We start from the raw sequence: 17,757 nt of genomic DNA, 5'->3' as shown, positions 1-17,757 counted from the left end.
TGAGCCGCCGACGTACTGAGGAGAGCGCGCCGCAGGCGAACGTCGCCGACGACGGAAGCAGTCGCGAGCGGTGCCTCGCAGTCAGTGGGTCCCCGTAGGATGGAGGGCATGGCCAAGACCAGTACGACGACCCAGGGGCTGCGCGCGGCGATCGAGCGCAGCGGCTACTACCCGGCCCTCGTGGCCGAGGCGGTGGAGGCCGCCGTGGGCGGCGAGCCGATGCGGTCGTTCCTGGTCCACCAGGAGACCACGTTCGACCAGAACGAGGTGCGCCGGCACGTGACCGTCCTGGTGCTGACCGGCAACCGCTTCATCGTCAGCCACACCGACGAACAGGCCGCCGACACCACCTCCCCGACGCCGTACGCCACGACGTCGACGGAGTCCGTGAAGCTCGGTCGGATCTCCTCGGTCGTGCTCAGCCGCGTGGTCGCGAACCCGGAGTCGTACGCCCCGGGCACGTTGCCGCGCGAGGTCGTGCTGACCATCGGCTGGGGCGCCGTCTCCCGCATCGACCTGGAGCCGGCCGCCTGCGGCGACCCCAACTGCGACGCCGACCACGGCTACACCGGCAACTCCACGGCGGACGACCTGAGCCTGCGCGTCAGCGAGGCCGGGGACGGCCCGGAGACGGTGCGCCAGGCACTCGCCTTCGCGCAGTCTCTCTCCGAGGCCACCGCGGACGTCACCCGCTGATGGCTCAGTTCGCCTCCTGGGACTACCCCGAACCGCTCGCCGTCGGCTCCGCCCCCGTCCCCGAGTACGGCTCCGGCTCCCTCGCCGACCTGCTGCCCACGCTGGCGGCGGGCATGGGCGTCCCCGGCACGACCGCTGCGATCCCGGAACTGACCCCGGCCGACCGCAACTGCGTCTTCCTGATCGACGGCCTCGGCTGGGAGCAGATCAAGGACCACGCCGACGAGGCGCCCTATCTGCACGGGCTCCTCAGCAGCTCGCGCGGCGGCACCGGACGCCCGCTCACCGCCGGCTACCCGGCGACCACCGCGACCTCCCTCGCCTCCGTCGGCACCGGCCTCCCGCCGGGCGCCCACGGCCTGCCCGGCTACACCGTGCGCAACCCGGCCACCGGCGAGCTGATGAACCAGCTCCGCTGGCAGCCGTGGACCGCGCCGGCCGCCTGGCAGCCGTACCCCACGGTCTTCCAGCTCGCCCACGAGGCGGGCGTGCACGCCGCCCAGGTGTCGTCCCCGGCGTTCCAGAACACCCCGCTCACCAAGGTCGCGCTCAGCGGCGGAACGTTTCACGGGCGGCTCACCGGCGAGGAGCGCATGGACCTCGCCGCCGAGCAACTCGCTGCCGGCGACCGCTCCCTCGTCTACACGTACTACGCCGAACTGGACGGCGCCGGGCACCGCTACGGCGTCGCCTCCGACACCTGGCGCGGCCAGCTCATGTACGTCGACCGGCTCGTCCAGCGCCTGGCCGAGCAACTCCCGCCGCGCAGCGCGCTCTACGTCACCGCCGACCACGGCATGGTCGACGTGCCCTTCGACGAGGAGCACCGCATCGACTTCGACGCGGACTGGGAGCTGCGCGCCGGAGTCGCCCTGCTGGGCGGCGAGGGCCGCGCCCGTCACGTCTACGCCGTACCGGGCGCCGCGGACGACGTCCTGACCTGCTGGCGCGAGGTGCTCGGCGAGCAGTTCTGGGTGGCCTCCCGGGAGGAGGCGATCGCCGCCGGCTGGTTCGGGCCGCGGATCGACGAGCGGGTGCACGCACGCCTCGGCGATGTGGTCGCGGCCGCGCGGGACGACGTCCTGATCATCGCCTCCGAGCGGGAGCCCAAGGAGTCGGCGATGGTCGGCAACCACGGCTCGATGACCCCTGCCGAGCAGTTGGTCCCCCTGCTCGAAGTACGCTCCTGAAGCCCCGGAACCGTTTCTCCTGCCCCCTTCACCGTCACCGAAAGGCGCTCGACTCCCCATGCCCGAGCTGGTGTTCTTCTCCGGAACCATGGACTGCGGGAAGTCGACGCTGGCTCTCCAGTTCGCGCACAACCGGTCGGCGAGGGGACTGCAGGGTCTGATCTTCACCCGGGACGACCGCGCGGGGGAGGGGAAGCTCTCCTCACGGCTGGGGCTGGTGACCGACGCGGTCGAGGCGGTGCCGGGGATGGATCTGTATGCCTATGTGGTCGACCGGGTGTCTCAGGGCGGCAAGGTCGACTACTTGATCGTGGACGAGGCGCAGTTCCTGGCGCCGGAGCAGATCGATCAGGTGGCGCGGGTCGTGGACGACCTGAACCTCGATGTCTTCGCCTTCGGCATCACCACCGACTTCCGCACCAAGCTCTTCCCGGGCTCCCGGCGGCTGATCGAGCTGGCGGACCGCCTTGAGACGCTCCAGGTGGAGGCGATGTGCTGGTGCGGGGCGCGGGCCACGCACAACGCCCGCACCGTGGGCGGCGAGATGGTGGTGGAAGGCGAACAGGTCGTCGTCGGTGACGTGAACGGCCTCACCGCGGAGGTCGGCTACGAGGTGTTGTGCCGGCGCCACCATCTGCGCCGCATGACGAGCGCTTCGGCCCGTGCCGGCGCGCTCTCACCGGACGTCCTGCCGATGACGTCCGACTGAGCGCGGACTCGGCTCACGCAGGCAACCTGAAACGCGGAACTGGCGGCGCCTGCACGGAGGTTGAGCGACCTGTCACTGCTCCTCGCGGGCGTATCCGCTGAGCAGTTCGACGCCGCGGAGCAGGGCGGAGTGGTCGAGGTCCGCCTCTCCGCGGGCCACGGCCGATGCCACGAACTGCGCGGCGACGCTGCCCAGGGGGATGGCGGCGCCGATCGCGCGGGCCGTGTCGGTGACGATGCCCAGGTCCTTGTGGTGCAGGCCCATCCGGAAGCTGGGTGTGTAGTCGCGCTTCAGGAAGTTGGCCTTCTTGCGGGCGAGGGCGGTGGAGCCCGCCATGCCGCCGCCGATGACGTCGAGGGCGGCTTCGAGGTCCACCCCCGACTTCTCGAGGAAGACCACCGCTTCCGCGCACGCCTGCAGGTTGATCGCGAGGACCAGCTGGCCGGCGGCCTTCACCGTCTGGCCGCGGCCGTTCGGACCGCAGTGCGTGATGGTCCTGCCGAGGGCCTCGAAGACGGGTTTCGCCGCCGCGAAGTCCTCCGCGTCCCCGCCGACCATGATCGACAGGATGCCGTCGATCGCACCGGTCTCCCCGCCCGCGACGGGCGCGTCCAGAACCCGGATCCGGTGCTCGGCGGCCTTGCCCGCCAGCGTGATCGCATGCTGCGGGGCGATGGTGGACATGTCGATCAGCAGCGTCCCCGGGCGGGCGTTGGCCAGGATGCCGTCGGGGCCGAGAGCGACCTCCTCGACCTGCGGAGCGTCCGGCAGCATGGTGATCACCGCCTCGGCCTCGCGGACCGCCTCGCGGATCGACGCCGTGGGCCGCCCGCCCGCCGCCCGCAGCGGCCCGGCCTTGCCGTCGCTGCGGTTCCATCCGTACACGGTGTGTCCGGCTCGGCACAGGTTGACAGCCATCGGGCTGCCCATGGTGCCAAGACCGAGGAAAGCGATCGTCTTCAACGCGAACTCCTTGGTGACAGCGGGTGAGGGTGGTGGCGGAGCGGGTTTCAGGGCAGGAGCAGCCGCTCCAGGTCGGCGGGCGGCCTGCGGCCCACGAGGGAACGGAGCGCCGTCCAGGAGCCGGTGTCGCCGGCGAGGATCCCGCCCAGCAGATCACCGCTGTCCTGGCGGAGCAGGATCTTGGCGTAGCGGTCGGTGTCCTCGGCGAAGACCGCTTCGAGCGCCTGCCCGTGGTCGCACCGCGTGGCGCCGAAGGTGGCGATCCGCACGCCGAGCAGCTTGAGCGCGGTCGACGTGTCGGCGCCGTCGAACGGCTCCGGGGTCCGCCCCGTCAGTTGGCGCGCGACGCTGTCGGCCATGCGGTACCCGGGAGCGACCAGGCCGTGGCAGCGTCCTTGCACGCAGGCGCACTCGCCGATGGCCCACACCCGCTCGTCGGCGGTGCGGCAGAGATCGTCGACGACGACGCCGCCCCGCTCGCCCCGCTCGAGCCCGGCGGCGTCGGCCAGTTCGTCACGCGGCCGAACGCCCGCGGCGAACACCACCACGTCGGCATCGAGCACCGTCCCGTCCGAGAGCGTCACCGCGCGCACCGCCCCGTCCGTCCCGGCCTCGATCGACGCCGTGGCCGTGGCGCAGTGCACCCGCAGGCCGAGCTCGGCGACCCGCCGGTGCAGTACGTGCGCGGCGCCCGCGTCGAGCTGCGCCGGCATCAGGTGCGGGGCGGTCTCGACGACATGGGTGCGCATCCCCAGCAGGCGCAGGGCGTTCGCCGCCTCCAGACCGAGCAGCCCGCCTCCCACCACGACGCCCGGCCGCCCGGGGGAGGCGGCGGCACGCAGGGCGTCGAGGTCGTCGAAGGTGCGGTACGTGAAACACCCCGGCAGGTCGTGGCCGGGAACCGGCGGGACGAACGGGCGTGAACCGGTGGCCAGGACCAGCGCGTCGTACCAGATCCGCTCGCCGTGGGCCGTCTCGACGCTGCGGGCGGTCCGGTCCACCGAGACGACGGGGGAGCCCAGAACAAGGTCCATCCGAGGGTCGCTCAGGAAGTCCGCTCCCACCAGAGTGAGGTCGGACTTGCTCTTGCCGTCCAGGTACGAGGACAGGCCGACGCGGTCGTAAGCGGGATGGTGCTCTTCGCCTACGACGACGACGCGCCAGGTCCGCTCGGTGTCCAGGGCCCTGACCTGCTCGACGAGCCGGTGGCCGACCATGCCGTGTCCGACGACGAGGAGTGTCCGCGTCATGATGCCTTCTCCCTTTCCTGCCGTGATGCGTGCGCCCAGGCGCGGCACAGTTCCTCCACCGGCCCGGTGCAGCCGCCGCAGCCCGTGGTGGCCCGGGTCGTCTTCGCGAGCGCCGTGACGGTGCGGGAGCCCGCCCGCCACGCCTTCAGCAGCGTCTGCTCCGAGACGTTGCCGCACAGGCAGACCGGAGCGCTCCCGCCGCCCGCGGCACTGCCCGACGCCGGGCCGGGAGGCAGGTCCAGCAGCAGCCCGAGCCGGTCGGAGGGAAGCCGCTGTCCGCGTCTGTGGAGGAATCCGATGGTCGCGATGGCCTGCGGCAGGCCGAACAGCACGGCGGCCACGACTCGTTCGTCCCGCAGGGCGAGACGGACGTATCGCCGGCCCGCCCGGTCGGTGAGGCCGATCTGCCGGGTGCCGGGCCGGTGCAGATCGGCGGGCGAGCCGATGGCGGCCACGTCCGCGACATCGGTGCGCAGCCGCAGCGCGGACGGGCGCGGCCGATAGGTCACAGCATGTCCGGCGAGGATCTCGGCGAGGGCCTCGGCCTGCTCCCAGGCGACCTGGGGGCCGTCGGCGAGCCGGCCGTCGTAGGCGGTGCTGTCACCGATCGCGTGCACGTGCGGGTCGCTGGTGCGCAGCCGGTCGTCGACCACTGTGCCGACGCGGACGTCCAGACCGCAGGCGCGGGCGAGCCGGGTGTCGGGAGCGGTCCCGGCGCACAGGACGACCGTGTCGGCGCGCAGCGTCGTTCCGTCGTCCAGCCGGAGTCGGCCCGGCGGGCGGCCGACGGCCGTTCTCCCGCCGAGCACGGTGACCCCGGCCCGCTCCAGTCGCTCGGAGAGCATGCCGCTGCACGTCTCGCCCAGCCGTGTGTACAGGGGATGAGGGGTGGCGCAGACCAGGGTGGCGCCGACGCCGCGAGCGGCGAGCGAGGCCGCGGTCTCCACCGCGAGGGGGCCCTCACCGAGGACGACCGCGGTCTCTCCGGTGACCGGCAGTCGGCCCGGGGCCGGACCCGGGGCGACGACGCCCTCCGCCAGACGTCCCTCGCAGTCCAGCAGACCGGGAACGCCGGGGATCAGTGGGCGGGCTTCGACAGCGAGGACGAGGGCGTCGTAGGAATACGTGGCCGGCGCGCCGTTCACCTGCGCGAGGACCCTGTGTCGTGCCCGGTCGACGGCCGTCACCACCGTGGCCGGTCCGGCCCCGAGGACGGTGACGGCGCCCTCGAAACCGTGGTGCCGCATGCGGTCCACGAGCCGCTGGGCTGCCGGACCGTCGCCGACGACAAGTACGTTGCTCAACGTGTCACTCCTGGTAGGGGGCTATCCGCACGGCGCACACCTTGAACTCGGGCATGCCGCTGCGCGGGTCCAGAGCCGGGTGGGTGAACAGGTTGGCCCGGCCCGCGCCCGGAAAGTGGAAGGGCACGAACACGGTGTCCAGGCGCATCGTCGCGTCCAGCCGGACCCGGGCCGTCATGCTGCCGCGCGCGGAGACGACCGCCGCGAGGCCGTGTTCGGCCAGCCCGCAGTGGGCCGCGGTGTCGGGGTGGACTTCGAGGAACGGCTCGGGAACCGCCTCGCACAGCTCCGCGACGCGACGGGTCTGGGAACCCGACTGGTAGTGCGCCAGAACCCTGCCGGTCGTGGCGTAGAGGGGGTAGGCGGAACTGATCTCCTCGGCCGGCCCCCGATGGTCCACGTCCGCGAACCTGGCCCTGCCGTCGGGGTGCGCGAACCGGTCCAGGAAGAGCCTCGGCGTCCCCGGGTGAGAGCCCTCGGTGTCGGGGCAGGGCCAGTGGAGGCTCTCTCCGGCGTCCAGCCGCTCGTAGGAGATGCCGGAGTAGTCGGCCCTGCCGCCACGGGACGCGGCACGCAACTCCTCGAACACCTCCCGGGGCTCGGTCGGGTAACGGCCCGCCGGCTCGCCCAGCCGTACGGCGAGATCGTGCAGGACCTGAAGGTCACTGCGCACCTGCGGCGGGGGCGGCAGCAGCGAACGGCGGCGCAGTACCCGGCCTTCGAGGTTGGTCAGGGTTCCCTCCTCCTCGGCCCACTGCGTGACCGGCAGCACCACATCCGCCATGCGGGCCGTCTCCGAGGGGACGAAGTCGGCCACGACCAGGAGATCCAGTGCCGCGAGCCGTTCCGTCACGTGCGAGGCGTGCGGGGCCGAGACCGCCGGGTTGGAGCCGAAGACCAGCAGCGCCCGTGGCCCGTGCTCGCCGCCCAGCGCGTCCAGCAGTTCGTAGGCGCTGCGCCCGGGGCCCGGCAGCTCGTCCGGCGCCACCCCCCACACCCGGGCGACGTGGGCGCGCGCAGCCGGATCGGTGAGGGCGCGGTAGCCGGGCAACTGGTCGGCCTTCTGACCGTGTTCCCGGCCGCCCTGGCCGTTGCCCTGTCCGGTCAGACACCCGTAACCGCTGCCTGGCCGCCCGGGCAGGCCGAGGGCGAGCGCCAGGTTGACGAACCCCGCGACGGTGTCGGCGCCGTTGCTGTGCTGCTCGACGCCCCGACCGGTCAGGACGTAGGCGCTGTCGGCCTCGGCGAGCATCCGGACCGCTCGGCGCTGTGCGCTCGCCGGAACGCCGGTGACCTCCTCGACCCGCTCCGGCCACCATGCCAGGGCCTGTCGCGCCGTCGAGTCGAAGCCGTGGGTGCGCGCGTGGACGTAGTCCTGGTCGACCAGCCCCTCCGCCACCGCGACGTGCAGGAGACCGAGGGCGAGCGCCAGGTCGGTGCCGGGCGTCGGCTGAAGATGCAGTGCCGCGCGCCGGGCCGTGGCGGTGCGCCGGGGATCCATGACGATCAGTCGGGCCTGGTCGAGGTGCTGCATCAGGGGCGGCATGGTCTCGGCGACGTTCGCCCCCGCCAGCAGTACGGTCTGCGCGCCCCTGAGGTCGGTGACGGGGAAGGGCAGGCCCCGGTCCAGCCCGAACGCGGCGTTGCCGGCGGCCGCCGCGGACGACATGCAGAAGCGGCCGTTGTAGTCGATCTGGCCGGTGCGCAGGGCGAGACGGGCGAACTTGCCCAGCAGGTACGCCTTCTCGTTGGTCAGGCCGCCGCCGCCGAACACCGCCACGGCGTCCGGGCCGTGCTGGGCGCGGATGCCGCGCAGGCCCCGCGCCACGGCGTCCAGCGCGGACTCCCAGGAGGCCTCCCGGAGACGGCCGTCCGCGCCGCGCACGAGGGGCCGGGTGAGCCGGTCGGCGGTGTGCAGGACCTCGGTGGCCGTCCAGCCCTTCTGGCACAGCCGGCCCTGGTTGACCGGGAAGTCCCGGGGCCGCACCTTGACTCCGACGTCGAGGTCACCGTGCAGTTGGGCAGCGCACTGCAGCGCGCAGTACGGGCAGTGGGTGTTCGCCTCGGGTATCGGCGCGGGCAGGTCAGACACGGCTGGCTTCCTTCACGGCGCCCGTGGCCCGCCTGCCCGCGCTCGGGACGCGGCGGAGGTAGACGGACCTGAGCACGGTCAGGCACAGCGCGTAGTAGGCGAGGAAGGCGACGAAGGCGGGGATGCCGGAGCCGGATCCGTCGGTGTAGGACAGCTTGAACGCGAGGTTGATGGCCGCCCCGCCGAGCGCGCCGACGGCGCCGGCGATGGCGATGACCGCGCCGGACAGGCGCCGCGCCCGGGCGAAGGCGTCCCGCGCGTCGCGGCCCGAGGTGACCTCGTCCTCGGCCTTCTTCGCGAACAGCGCCGGGATCATCTTGTACGTCGATCCGTTGCCGAGGCCGCTGAGGACGAACAGGGCGGTGAAACCGACGACGAACAGTGCGAAGGAGTTCGTCTCGGCCGCCACGATGAGCACGGCGGTGGCGGCGCCCATGCCGAGGAAGTTCCAGAACGTCACCCGCGCGCCGCCCACCCGGTCGGCCAGCAGGCCGCCTTCAGCGGACGGGCGAAGGATCCGAGCAGCGGCCCGAGGAAGGTGTAGCCGACGGCTTCCCGCGGCGAGGCGCCGAACTCGTTCTGCAGGACCAGGCCGAAGGCGAAGCCGTAGCCGATGAACGAGCCGAACGTGCCGATGTAGAGCAGCGAGATCAACCAGGTGTCGCGGTCTCGCGCCGCCTCGCGCCGGGTGCCGGGCTCGGCGCGTACGGCGTCGACGTTGTCCATCTTCCACGCTGCCAGCAGCGCGACCAGCACGATCACCGGCAGGTACACGGCGGCGACATAGGAGGGGTGGGTGTCGCCCGCGACGGAGATCACCAGGAGTCCGATGAGCTGGACCGCCGCCACCCCGAGGTTTCCGCCGCCCGCGTTGAGTCCGAGGGCCCAGCCCTGGTGGCGCCGCGGGTAGAAGGCGGTGATGTTGGTCATCGAGGAGGCGAAGTTGCCGCCTCCCACCCCCGCCAGGGCGCCGATCAGCAGGAACACCCACAGCGGGGTGCCGGGCCGCTGCACGAAGTACAGGGCCGAGAGCGTCGGCGCCAGCAGGATGCTCGTCGCGAACACCGTCCAGTTCCGGCCGCCGAACCGGGTCACGGCACGGCTGTAGGGCAGCCTCAGCAGGGCGCCGACGACGGTCGGCGTGGCCACCAGGAGGAACTTCTCGCCGGGGCCGAAACCGAGACCGATCTCGGGGGACATGAACAGGACGAGGACGGACCACAGGGTCCACACCGAGAATCCGACGTGCTCGGACAGGACGGACAGGACGAGGTTGCGGCGGGCGATCAGCCGGCCTCCCGCCTGCCAGGCGTCCTCGTCCTCGGGATCCCAGCCGATGAGCCAACTGCCCTGTCGGGCAGATATGTGAGCCATGTTCACTCCGAGTGCGTGACGGGCTTCGTGGGCACGGACAGGCCCCGGCGAGGGTTGCTCGCCGGGGCCCGGCGTTTCGGCTTGCATGGTGGTGCGGTGGTGCGGTGGTGCGGTGCGACGGGTCGGAGACCTCAGAAGCTGAGGTCCAGCGCCTTCACCTGGTCCCGCTCACGGTCCGGGTGGCTGTCGGGGAAGACGAAGCACCGGGTGTTCTTCAGCTTGTTGTTCTCGACCTTGGCCGTGGAGAAGATCACCACCGGGACCCGCTCGCCCTTGTTGAGGAAGTCCGCGCGGAAGTCGATGATCGGCGCGTCCTCGCCCCAGCGGCCCAGGAAGTCGTCCACGACGTCCTGGTCGGCGTAGATGTGCCGGATGTGGTGACCGACGTAGGCGTCCGGCTGTTCGCTCGCCCCGACGATCGCGATGTCCTTCCAGTTCGCGTGGGCGACCGTGCCGTCCTCCTCGATGAGGTGGATGGCCACGGGGCAGTTGTCGTAGTAGGCCTCGATGAACGCCACAGCGTCCTCACCGGTCGGCGTGTAGGACTCGCTGGACCGGTCGACCTGGTCGATCCACGCCTGGGCGGTGGAGGAGCCCTCGCCCGGCGCGGGGGAGGGGCTCGGGTGGGTGGTGACCGGGCGCAGGGCCCAGAAGCCGAACGTCGCGCCGTCGACCGTCCCGAAACCGACGTTGGCGTACCCGGAGGGGAACGCGGGGTTGGTGAAGGTCGCCTCCAGGTTCTCCACCGGCGTCCCGGCCTTCGCCAAGGCGTCGTGGCCGTCGATGCCCAGGACGTCGGCGAGCCTGCTGCCGGCCGCGGCCTTGTCCCGCAGAAGCTCCGTGGCGGCCTTGTTGGCCAGCACCACCGCGCCGTCGGCGTCGGTGACCAGCATGCCGGGAGAGGCCCAGTTGAACAGGTCGAGAAGCTGCTCGGAAGAAGGGTGCTGCGACATGGTGTGTGTCTGCCCTTCTCTGGGTTACAGAACCTTGCGGCTGTAGTTGAAGACCTGACCGGTGGGTCCGTTCGACGGGAACTCGGCGATGGCGACGATCCACTCCGCCACGGTGCGCGGCGACTTGAGCCAGTCCGTTCCGAATCCCGCGTTGACGGCGCGGATGATCTGGTCGCTCATCTCGCCGTCCAGCCCGGCCATCGTCATGGCGGTCGCCACGGGGCCGGGACGTACTTCGTTGGCCACGACACCGTCGTCGGCGAACTCGACCGAGCACGCTCGCATCAGCGTGGTCATCGCGGCCTTGCTGGCCGCGTACGCCCAGCGTTCGGGCCGGTAGCCGTTGGCCAGACTCGCCCCGACGAACGTCAGGGAGCCGCCGCCGGCCTGCTTGAGCAGCGGAGCCGTCGCCTGTACGAGGTTCAGCGCCGTGCGTACGTTCGTCTCGTAGGCGTCCGCCGCCACCTGCCACTCGACCTTGACGAGGTCGGCGGGATCCGGTGAGAGGCCGGCGTTGAGCACCACCGCCCCGACCCCCTCGGCGAGGGCGGCGCCCGTGGAGGCGAGGGCGGCGCGCACCGCCTCGCCGTCCCGCACGTCGGCGACGAGGTCGACGTAGCCGCTCTGCTCGGCGAGGGCGGGGTTGCCCCGCCGGGACAGTCCGACGACGGTGTACTGCCTGCGCAGGAACTCCGTCGCCACGGCCGCGCCGATCCCGGACGAGGTGCCGGAGACCACCGCCACCCGGGAGGCGTCCTGCCCCATCAGGCGGCCTGGAAGACGGTCGCGTCGATGGCCTTCAGGGTGCGCATCGACTCGATGGTGATGACGCCCGGGTCCAGCTTCCGGCCGTGCAGGCGCTCGATCTCGATGACCATCTGGACGAACTGGAGACTTGTCACCGCGCCCGACTGGATGAGGTCGGTGTCTTCCTGGATGTCGAGCGGCTTCTCGTGGAGGCCGTCGAGCCACTTGCGCAGCGAGGTTATCTTGCTTTCCACTGTGCCCTCTTCCTCTTACTTTGTCCTGAACTCCACGGAGAAGTCGGTGGGATGGGAGAACGACTGGCTCTCCATGCCGAGGCGGTCGCGGGTGACGACCACGTCCGAGCAGCGCCGGACGATCTCCTCGATGAGCAGCGAGAACTCGGTCTTGGCGAGCATGGCCCCCGGGCAGGCGTGCGCTCCGACCGCGAACGGGATCGAGCCCTTGCGGCTCCTGCCGGTCTCGAACCGGTCGGGGTGGTCGAAGACCCGTGGGTCACGGTTGGCTCCGGCGACCGAGGCCAGTACCGCCGAGTGCCGCGGCACCCGCACGCCCTGAACGGTCAGGTCCTCGGCGGCGAACCGGACGATCGTCTGCACGGGCGGGTACAGCCGGAGCGTCTCTTCGATGTAGTCGTCCCGGACCGCCTCGTCGCGAAGCTCGGCCAGGTCGAAGACGCCGCGTCCCATGCAGTACACGAGCGAGGTGATGAACGCGCTGCTGGTCTCCGTACCGGCCAGGAAGAACAGCAGCGCCGTCGAGCGCACTTCGCTGTCGGTCAGTGAGATCCCCTTGCGGTCCCGGGTCCGCTCGATCGTCTCCAGCAGGGACCGCGCGCCGGCGGTCCCGGCGGGCCGCTGTTCCTCGATCAGCCGCAGCAGCTCGCTGACGTTGGCGTGGGTCTCGTCGGTTTCCTCGGTGGGATAGTCCAGCAGCCGAGCCAGCGGACGGGTCAGGCGGTGGAACCGACTCTCCAGCGAGGTGTCGACACCGAGGATCGTGCACACGATTCCGTACGGCACCCGGTGCGCGAAGGAGTTGTAGAAGTCGTCGGTCTCGATGCCCGCGATGCTGTCGACCAGGCTGTGGATCAGCCCCGGCATCAGCGCCTGTTTGTACTCGGCGATGCGGCCGGCGGACAGGATCGGCGCCAACAGGGCACGGAAGGCCCGGTGACTGGGCCCGTCGGCGTCGAGCACGTTGGGGCCGAAGGCGCGCGCGCTGGCCTTGAGCGGATGGTCGGCCACGATCGCGGGATGGGCGAGAGCCTCCTGCACCGCCGCGTTGCCGGTCACGGCGAACAGTCCCTCGTCCAGCCGGTGCACGTCCGCCTGCGCCCTGAGATGCCGGTACCAGTAGGGCCGTGAGAGCAGGCCGGCCGGAGACTCCGCGGTCGCTACGAAGGACATGTCGCATGCCCCCCGACGCCCAGACCGGCGATGCCGGCCAGCAGTCGCATCGCCGCGAGCCATTCGGCGTCGGTCAGGCCCAGAGAGCCGGGCTCCGTGTAGAACGCGGTGAGCGATCCGGTCTCTCCACCAGGAACATCAAATTTGCAGTGGAAAACTGTGCGGCCGTGAATATCTCCGTCAGGGGCGGGAGGTACGGCCGCCGGTCCGGCGACGCCGACCAGCCCGTCGGTGCCCAGGGAAAAGCCGCCGAAGGTGATGGCTGTTTCCGGTGTGAAGTTTCTCCGGACGAGCTCGAAGACGAGCCTGAGACGTTCTTTCGGGTCGTGCTCGGTCGCATACCGCTCAAGGAGAGCGTTCGCTGCTTCCAGCACGCGTTCTATTCGGCGTTTGCCTTGGATGGATTCTAGGGCGAGGGAGAATTTTTCTTCGGTGTTCTGTGTACTCAAGTGTCGAGTCCTTGCCTGTTGCACGGGGTCTGGCACTTGTGGAGCAGGAATTGGTTAGGGCGTTCAGGAGGTGTAGCCGAAGCGCGCCGACAGTTCCCGCTTGTTGATTTTCGTGTTCTCCAGGAGCGGCATCGAGGAGACGAAGTGCACCTTGGAGGGCACCATGTAGGCGGGGAGCCTCTCCCTCAGGCGTCCCTGCATTTCCTGCTCGGTCATGGCCTTGTAGGGCTGCTCGGCGAACAGGATGATGCGGGGATTTCCGGTGCGATCGGGGATCGGCATGACGACCGATCGCGTACTGCCCAGGGTTCGGGCGGCCGACTCGATCTCCGCCGGTTCGATTCGATGACCGGCGATTTTGATCTGGGCGTCCTTGCGGCCCACGAAATGCAGGACGCCGGAGTCGTCCAGCCGGCCCTGGTCACCGGTGAGATAGACCGGGATCCGCTCCCCGTCGACCGTGACGTGCCGGAACACGGCGGCGGTCTGGGCGGGGGCGTTCAGATAGCCGAGGGCGAGCCCCGTCCCGCCGATGGCGACCTCGCCCGTCTCACCCGGCCGGACCGGGGTGTCGTCGCGGACGATGTACATCTGCGTGCCGGGCACGGGAAGGCCGGCCGGGATGCCGGTCGCCGCCGCGGTGTCGTCCTCGGTGATGCGACGGACCGTGGCGAACACACAGGACTCGACGGGCCCGTAGCCGTTGTACAGCTCGATGCCGGGGTGGGTGTCGAGAAGTTTCCGGCAGTTCGCCGGAGACGGTCTGTCCCCGCCCAGGAGTACGGCCCGCAGACCGCCCAGGCACTCGATGTCGCCGCCCGCGATCACGTCGAAGAGCGAGGGTGTGAGGAAGAGATGGGTGGCGGCCAGGTCGTGGACGTAGGAGCGGATCGCGGGTGGCAGCAGCAGGTCGTCCTCGTGCACGACCACGGTGCCGCGGCTGAGCAGGGTGCCCCACAGCTCCAAGGTGAAGGCGTCCCAGGCGACGGCAGCCGCGTGGATCATCACCGGGTGCTCGCCGAAGTCCATGAAGCCCTTCGGGGCGAACAGTCTCGTGGTGGCTCGGTGCGGGGACAGCACCCCCTTGGGGCTGCCGGTGCTCCCCGACGTCCAGAACAGGGTCGCGCAGGCGTCCGGCGGTACGTCCGGCAGGCCGTCCGGCGCCGGGGCGGCCGTATCTGTCCGCAGCAGGTCGTCGAAGGCGGTGTGGCCGGTCCCTGTCTGGTCGAGCCGGGTGGAGCCCGCGGCGTCCGCCAGGACGACGGGGGAGCGCATGGAGCCCAGCAGCTCGGCGATGCGGGGGGCCGGCCAGCGCACGTCCAGGACGCCGTAGGCGCCGCCGGCCATGAGGACGCCGAGGAGGACTGCGGCCAGGTCCGGTGATCTGCGGGCCACGACCGGAACGACGCTGCCGGGCCGCACACCGTGCCCGATCAGACGGTGAGCGATGCGACGGGACCTGGCCGCCAGCTCCGCATAGGTCACCGCCTCCCGGGCGGTGACGATGGCATTGCGGTCCGGGAATTCCCGGGCGACCCGCTCGAATGCCTCATGAATGGTTGACTCGAATTCTGCCCTGTCGTACATGGTGCTACGCACGATTGATCCCCCATCGGCGCGGTTGCTGACAAGCGGCGAGTCTTTCGAAGGGCGTCAGTCGAACTTCATCGAGGACGGGAGGATCGAGCCCGGAGCGAGGTCGAGTCGGGGGGGAGCGGAGAACTCCATGAGAACGGCCCCTTCCTTTCCCACGAAGGTCGCCGTGTGGCGCTGACGCGAGGGGATGTAGGCCACGTCACCGGCGTTGAGTTCATACTCGGTGCCCTCGCAGACGAAGCGGATGGACCCCTCCGTGACCACGACCCACTGCTCGTTCTCGTGCCAGTGCGGAGGCATGTTCAGTTCTCCGGACTGATCGGCCACCACCTTGAGACAGGACATCTCCTGGCCGAACGCGAAGCGACGCGACAGCGCGATCCCTTCGGCCTTCAGTTCCTCGTGGTCGTCCCAGTTTATCTTCATCGGATTTCTCCTGGTTGACATACATGGAGCACGGCCGAGGACCTTTTGGGTCCAGGGGGTCCGTTGCTTTGGTGGAACGCTTTACGACCCAGACCAGACGGTACGTAACCGCGAAGTTACTTTCAATGGGCATCTCACATTCCGGATAGCCGACCGAGGGCACAGAGAGTATTCCCTGTTGCAAAGTGGCTGAGATGTCTATTGCGCGCTGCCGGTCTTCGCCGCCGCGACGGACTCCGGGGACGGCGCGTCGGGCCGGTCCAGGACGCGGTCGGGCAGGCGCATCGCCAGGGCGACTGGGACGGCGAAGACGAAGAGCAGTGCATAGAAGGTCGCGCGCAGACCGCTGGAATCGGCCAACCAGCCGAAGGCGGGAGAGCACAGGCCGCCCGCCGCCATGGCCAGCCCCAGCGTCAGCCCGCTGGCCGTGCCGGGGCGGTGGGGCAGGTAGTCCTGTGCCAGCGTCACCTGGGCGGCGAAGGGCAGGAACATGGCGGCGCCGAACAGCGCGGCACTGGCGACCAGCACCCAGAACGCCGGGGCCCACGCGATGCCGAGCAGGGCCGGAAGCGCCGTCAGGTACCCGACGCGCAGTGAGGTCATCCGGCCGTACCGGTCGCCGACCAGGCCGCCCAGCAGGGTGCCGACGGCGCCGGCCGCGGTGTAGACGGTGAGCGCGGCGGCGCCGGCCCCGGCGGACTGCCCCAGATCGCGCTGTGCGTGCAGGGACACCAGGGAGGTGACGGTGACGAAGGGGATGGACCAGCCGATGATGACGACCACCAGGCGGCCGAAGGCGCGCCAGTCGTCGGCCTGTGCCGTGCCGGCCCCGGACTTCGCCGCCGATGCGGCGGTCACCAGCGGAGCCGTCTCCGCGTAGCCCCGCCGGCGCATCCACGGCCCCTTGAGCCCCCACAGGATCGCCATGATCGCGGCGGGAACGGCCAGCAGATAGCTCGCGTCGAATCCCGCCGACCCGATCACCAGGGTGACCAGCGACGGCGCGACGGCGCCGCCGACCGTCCCGCCGACGGAGAAGACGCTCATCGCCTTCTGCGAGGAGCCGCCGGCGGCACGGGCCTGGCTGGTCGCGGGCGGGTGGTAGGCCGCGATGCCGATCCCGGCCACCGCGACACACAGCCAGGTGAGCGCGTAATTGCCGGCCAGTCCGGCCGCGACCACGCCCAGGGCGGCCGTGACGAACCCGGCCGGCACCAGCCAGCTCTGCGGCCTGCGGTCGGAGAGGACGCCGAACAGCGGCTGGAACAGGCTGGAGACGCCGCTCGCCGCGAACGCCAGGCCGGAGACCGCGGCGTAGCTGTAGTGACGCTCGGACATCAGGAACGGCAGCATCGCGGGGATCGCCCCCTGATACAGGTCGTTGACCGCGTGCGTGCTGGTCAGAAAGCCGAGTTGCCCTTTTTTCATCGAAAGGTCTGTCCTGTTCGCCATGGGGTAAAGATCTACAATCATCAGGTTCTCAGGTCCTCAGGTCCTCTGAGGAGTGCTACTTTACCGAGTGCCGCGAGGCGCGAAAACCCCGCCCCGGTCAAAGGCGTTGGCCTCGGAGTCCGTCCTGCCGGAAGAGGCATTCACACACGAAGGAGCTTCAGATGAGCGCACAGACCGCTGTCCGGGTGTCGGAAGGACTCGTCGCACTGGAGGAGGAGCCGACCCGACTCGCCGAGACGCTGGACGACCTCTGCACCCGGTGGGCCAGGGCGTCGGGCGCCGTCGCCCTGACCGTGCCCGCGCTGCTGCCGGTCGCCGACCTCGCCACGCTCGACGTCTACCGGAACTTCCCCCAGCTCGCCCTCGTCTCCTCACCCCTGGACGTTGCCGCGGCCGGCGCCGGACAGATCGAACAACAGGCCTCCGCCGGGGAGTTCGGTCCCGGGGCGCTGCGCGGGGCGGGCCTCGCCCTCCCCTCCAGCGCCTGCTACGGCGTGTACCTCCACCACCGCGACCGGCAGGTGTCCCCGGACGGAGAGCTGGTGACCGTGGTCGCGCAGTGCTTCCGCAACGAGGACCACTTCGACGGGCTCCGCCGCCTCAAGGCGTTCCGGATGCGCGAGGTCGTGGCACTGGGAAGCCCGGACCAGGTCACGGACCACCTCGATCGCTCGGCGCGCTTCCTGGACGCCCTGGCCGGCGAGATCGGCCTGCCGCTGGAACGCCGGGCGGCCTCCGACCCCTTCTTCGACCAGTCCGGCGAGCGGGCCACGTTCCAGCAGCTGCTTCCGGTCAAGTACGAGTACGTCTACAAGGGCTTGGCGATCGCCTCGGTCAACACCCACTTCCTCTTCTTCGGAGAGCGGTGCGCCATCTCGCTGCCGACCGGCGAACCGGCGTCCACCAGCTGTGTCGGCTTCGGAGTCGAGCGCTGGCTGCACGCGCTGGCGGACCACTTCGGCGGCGACTGGGACCTGGCGCAGGACGCCGTGGAGAAGGCCGGGAAGTCGCTGGCCTGAGCGACGGGGTCGCGGGGGGGGGGGGGGGGGGGGGGGGGGCCCCCCCCCCCCCCCCCCCCCCGGGCGGGGGGGGCCCGGGGGGGGCGGGGGGGGGGGGGGGCCCCCGCCCC

At 70.9% G+C, this 17,757-nt stretch carries 16 protein-coding genes and 1 pseudogene; 4 read left to right on the top strand and 13 right to left on the bottom strand.

Annotation, left to right across the window (positions count from 1 at the left end; translation table 11 throughout):
• Positions 1 to 99 precede the first annotated feature (99 nt).
• From ACIBAF_RS26485 to ACIBAF_RS26475, 3 genes are read left to right on the top strand one after another with little or no spacing between them, the layout of a single operon-like run.
• Complete coding sequence (locus ACIBAF_RS26485; RefSeq protein ID WP_399466366.1) at positions 100 to 696, top strand: DUF5998 family protein; 597 nt, start codon at positions 100 to 102, stop codon at positions 694 to 696.
• Positions 696 to 1,886, top strand: coding sequence for an alkaline phosphatase family protein (locus ACIBAF_RS26480; RefSeq protein ID WP_399466241.1), 1,191 nt, complete (start codon positions 696 to 698; stop codon positions 1,884 to 1,886). The genes ACIBAF_RS26485 and ACIBAF_RS26480 overlap by 1 nt, the downstream gene beginning before the upstream one ends.
• 58 nt (positions 1,887 to 1,944) lie before the next feature.
• The gene (locus ACIBAF_RS26475) at positions 1,945 to 2,595 is read left to right on the top strand and encodes a thymidine kinase (RefSeq protein ID WP_399466240.1); all 651 of its coding nucleotides are present in this window, start codon (positions 1,945 to 1,947) and stop codon (positions 2,593 to 2,595) included.
• A gap of 72 nt (positions 2,596 to 2,667) precedes the next feature.
• Here the strand turns inward: ACIBAF_RS26475 and ACIBAF_RS26470 are convergent, their stop codons facing one another.
• From ACIBAF_RS26470 to ACIBAF_RS26410, 13 genes and pseudogenes are all read right to left on the bottom strand, one after another.
• Positions 2,668 to 3,558 (bottom strand): 2-hydroxy-3-oxopropionate reductase, encoded by an 891-nt coding sequence (locus ACIBAF_RS26470; protein ID WP_399466239.1) that lies wholly within the window; start codon positions 3,556 to 3,558, stop codon positions 2,668 to 2,670.
• A 47-nt stretch (positions 3,559 to 3,605) separates the two neighbouring features.
• Complete coding sequence (locus ACIBAF_RS26465; protein ID WP_399466238.1) at positions 3,606 to 4,808, bottom strand: NAD(P)/FAD-dependent oxidoreductase; 1,203 nt, start codon at positions 4,806 to 4,808, stop codon at positions 3,606 to 3,608.
• The gene (locus ACIBAF_RS26460; protein WP_399466236.1) at positions 4,805 to 6,112 is read right to left on the bottom strand and encodes an FAD-dependent oxidoreductase; all 1,308 of its coding nucleotides are present in this window, start codon (positions 6,110 to 6,112) and stop codon (positions 4,805 to 4,807) included. Before ACIBAF_RS26460 ends, ACIBAF_RS26465 begins: the two co-directional genes overlap by 4 nt.
• 4 nt (positions 6,113 to 6,116) lie before the next feature.
• Complete coding sequence (locus ACIBAF_RS26455; protein ID WP_399466235.1) at positions 6,117 to 8,204, bottom strand: molybdopterin oxidoreductase family protein; 2,088 nt, start codon at positions 8,202 to 8,204, stop codon at positions 6,117 to 6,119.
• Positions 8,197 to 9,578, bottom strand: a pseudogene (locus tag ACIBAF_RS26450) (nitrate/nitrite transporter). The gene ACIBAF_RS26455 and the pseudogene ACIBAF_RS26450 overlap by 8 nt, the downstream one beginning before the upstream one ends.
• A 131-nt stretch (positions 9,579 to 9,709) precedes the next feature.
• Positions 9,710 to 10,531 carry a PAS domain-containing protein gene (locus tag ACIBAF_RS26445; RefSeq protein ID WP_399466233.1) on the bottom strand — a complete coding sequence of 274 codons (822 nt, stop codon included), beginning with the start codon at positions 10,529 to 10,531 and terminating at the stop codon, positions 9,710 to 9,712.
• 24 nt (positions 10,532 to 10,555) lie between these two features.
• Complete coding sequence (locus ACIBAF_RS26440; RefSeq protein ID WP_399466232.1) at positions 10,556 to 11,296, bottom strand: SDR family NAD(P)-dependent oxidoreductase; 741 nt, start codon at positions 11,294 to 11,296, stop codon at positions 10,556 to 10,558.
• Positions 11,296 to 11,532 carry a phosphopantetheine-binding protein gene (locus ACIBAF_RS26435; RefSeq protein ID WP_399466230.1) on the bottom strand — a complete coding sequence of 79 codons (237 nt, stop codon included), beginning with the start codon at positions 11,530 to 11,532 and terminating at the stop codon, positions 11,296 to 11,298. Before ACIBAF_RS26435 ends, ACIBAF_RS26440 begins: the two co-directional genes overlap by 1 nt.
• Before the next feature lie 15 nt (positions 11,533 to 11,547).
• The gene (locus ACIBAF_RS26430; RefSeq protein ID WP_399466228.1) at positions 11,548 to 12,705 is read right to left on the bottom strand and encodes a cytochrome P450; all 1,158 of its coding nucleotides are present in this window, start codon (positions 12,703 to 12,705) and stop codon (positions 11,548 to 11,550) included.
• Entirely contained in the window at positions 12,693 to 13,154 is a 462-nt protein-coding gene (locus ACIBAF_RS26425; RefSeq protein ID WP_399466226.1) for a hypothetical protein, read from the bottom strand. Before ACIBAF_RS26425 ends, ACIBAF_RS26430 begins: the two co-directional genes overlap by 13 nt.
• A 63-nt stretch (positions 13,155 to 13,217) precedes the next feature.
• Positions 13,218 to 14,753, bottom strand: coding sequence for an amino acid adenylation domain-containing protein (locus ACIBAF_RS26420; RefSeq protein ID WP_399466225.1), 1,536 nt, complete (start codon positions 14,751 to 14,753; stop codon positions 13,218 to 13,220).
• 54 nt (positions 14,754 to 14,807) lie between these two features.
• Entirely contained in the window at positions 14,808 to 15,176 is a 369-nt protein-coding gene (locus tag ACIBAF_RS26415; protein WP_361705623.1) for a cupin domain-containing protein, read from the bottom strand.
• Between the two features lie 198 nt (positions 15,177 to 15,374).
• Positions 15,375 to 16,628, bottom strand: coding sequence for an MFS transporter (locus tag ACIBAF_RS26410; protein ID WP_399466224.1), 1,254 nt, complete (start codon positions 16,626 to 16,628; stop codon positions 15,375 to 15,377).
• A gap of 161 nt (positions 16,629 to 16,789) precedes the next feature.
• On the opposite strand from ACIBAF_RS26410, the gene ACIBAF_RS26405 reads away from it, so the two are divergent.
• Positions 16,790 to 17,647, top strand: a complete 858-nt coding sequence (locus ACIBAF_RS26405; RefSeq protein ID WP_399466223.1) for a hypothetical protein — start codon at positions 16,790 to 16,792, stop codon at positions 17,645 to 17,647.
• Positions 17,648 to 17,757: the final 110 nt, after the last annotated feature.

This window comes from Streptomyces sp. NPDC051677, assembly GCF_044453465.1.
Lineage (GTDB): Bacteria > Actinomycetota > Actinomycetes > Streptomycetales > Streptomycetaceae > Streptomyces.
The sequence above is the reverse complement of the archived record's forward strand: the minus strand, read 5'-3'. Positions and strand labels throughout refer to the sequence as shown.

Bases quoted from the DNA above. Each gene is read 5' to 3' on its own strand.
- ACIBAF_RS26485 (WP_399466366.1), top strand. From the start codon at position 100: ATGGAGGGCATGGCCAAGACCAGTACGACGACCCAGGGGCTGCGCGCG.
- ACIBAF_RS26410 (WP_399466224.1), bottom strand. From the start codon at position 16,628: ATGGCGAACAGGACAGACCTTTCGATGAAAAAAGGGCAACTCGGCTTT.
- ACIBAF_RS26415 (WP_361705623.1), bottom strand. From the start codon at position 15,176: ATGAAGATAAACTGGGACGACCACGAGGAACTGAAGGCCGAAGGGATC.
- ACIBAF_RS26480 (WP_399466241.1), top strand. From the start codon at position 696: ATGGCTCAGTTCGCCTCCTGGGACTACCCCGAACCGCTCGCCGTCGGC.
- ACIBAF_RS26405 (WP_399466223.1), top strand. From the start codon at position 16,790: ATGAGCGCACAGACCGCTGTCCGGGTGTCGGAAGGACTCGTCGCACTG.
- ACIBAF_RS26475 (WP_399466240.1), top strand. From the start codon at position 1,945: ATGCCCGAGCTGGTGTTCTTCTCCGGAACCATGGACTGCGGGAAGTCG.
- ACIBAF_RS26440 (WP_399466232.1), bottom strand. From the start codon at position 11,296: ATGGGGCAGGACGCCTCCCGGGTGGCGGTGGTCTCCGGCACCTCGTCC.
- ACIBAF_RS26465 (WP_399466238.1), bottom strand. From the start codon at position 4,808: ATGACGCGGACACTCCTCGTCGTCGGACACGGCATGGTCGGCCACCGG.
- ACIBAF_RS26430 (WP_399466228.1), bottom strand. From the start codon at position 12,705: ATGTCCTTCGTAGCGACCGCGGAGTCTCCGGCCGGCCTGCTCTCACGG.
- ACIBAF_RS26445 (WP_399466233.1), bottom strand. From the start codon at position 10,531: ATGTCGCAGCACCCTTCTTCCGAGCAGCTTCTCGACCTGTTCAACTGG.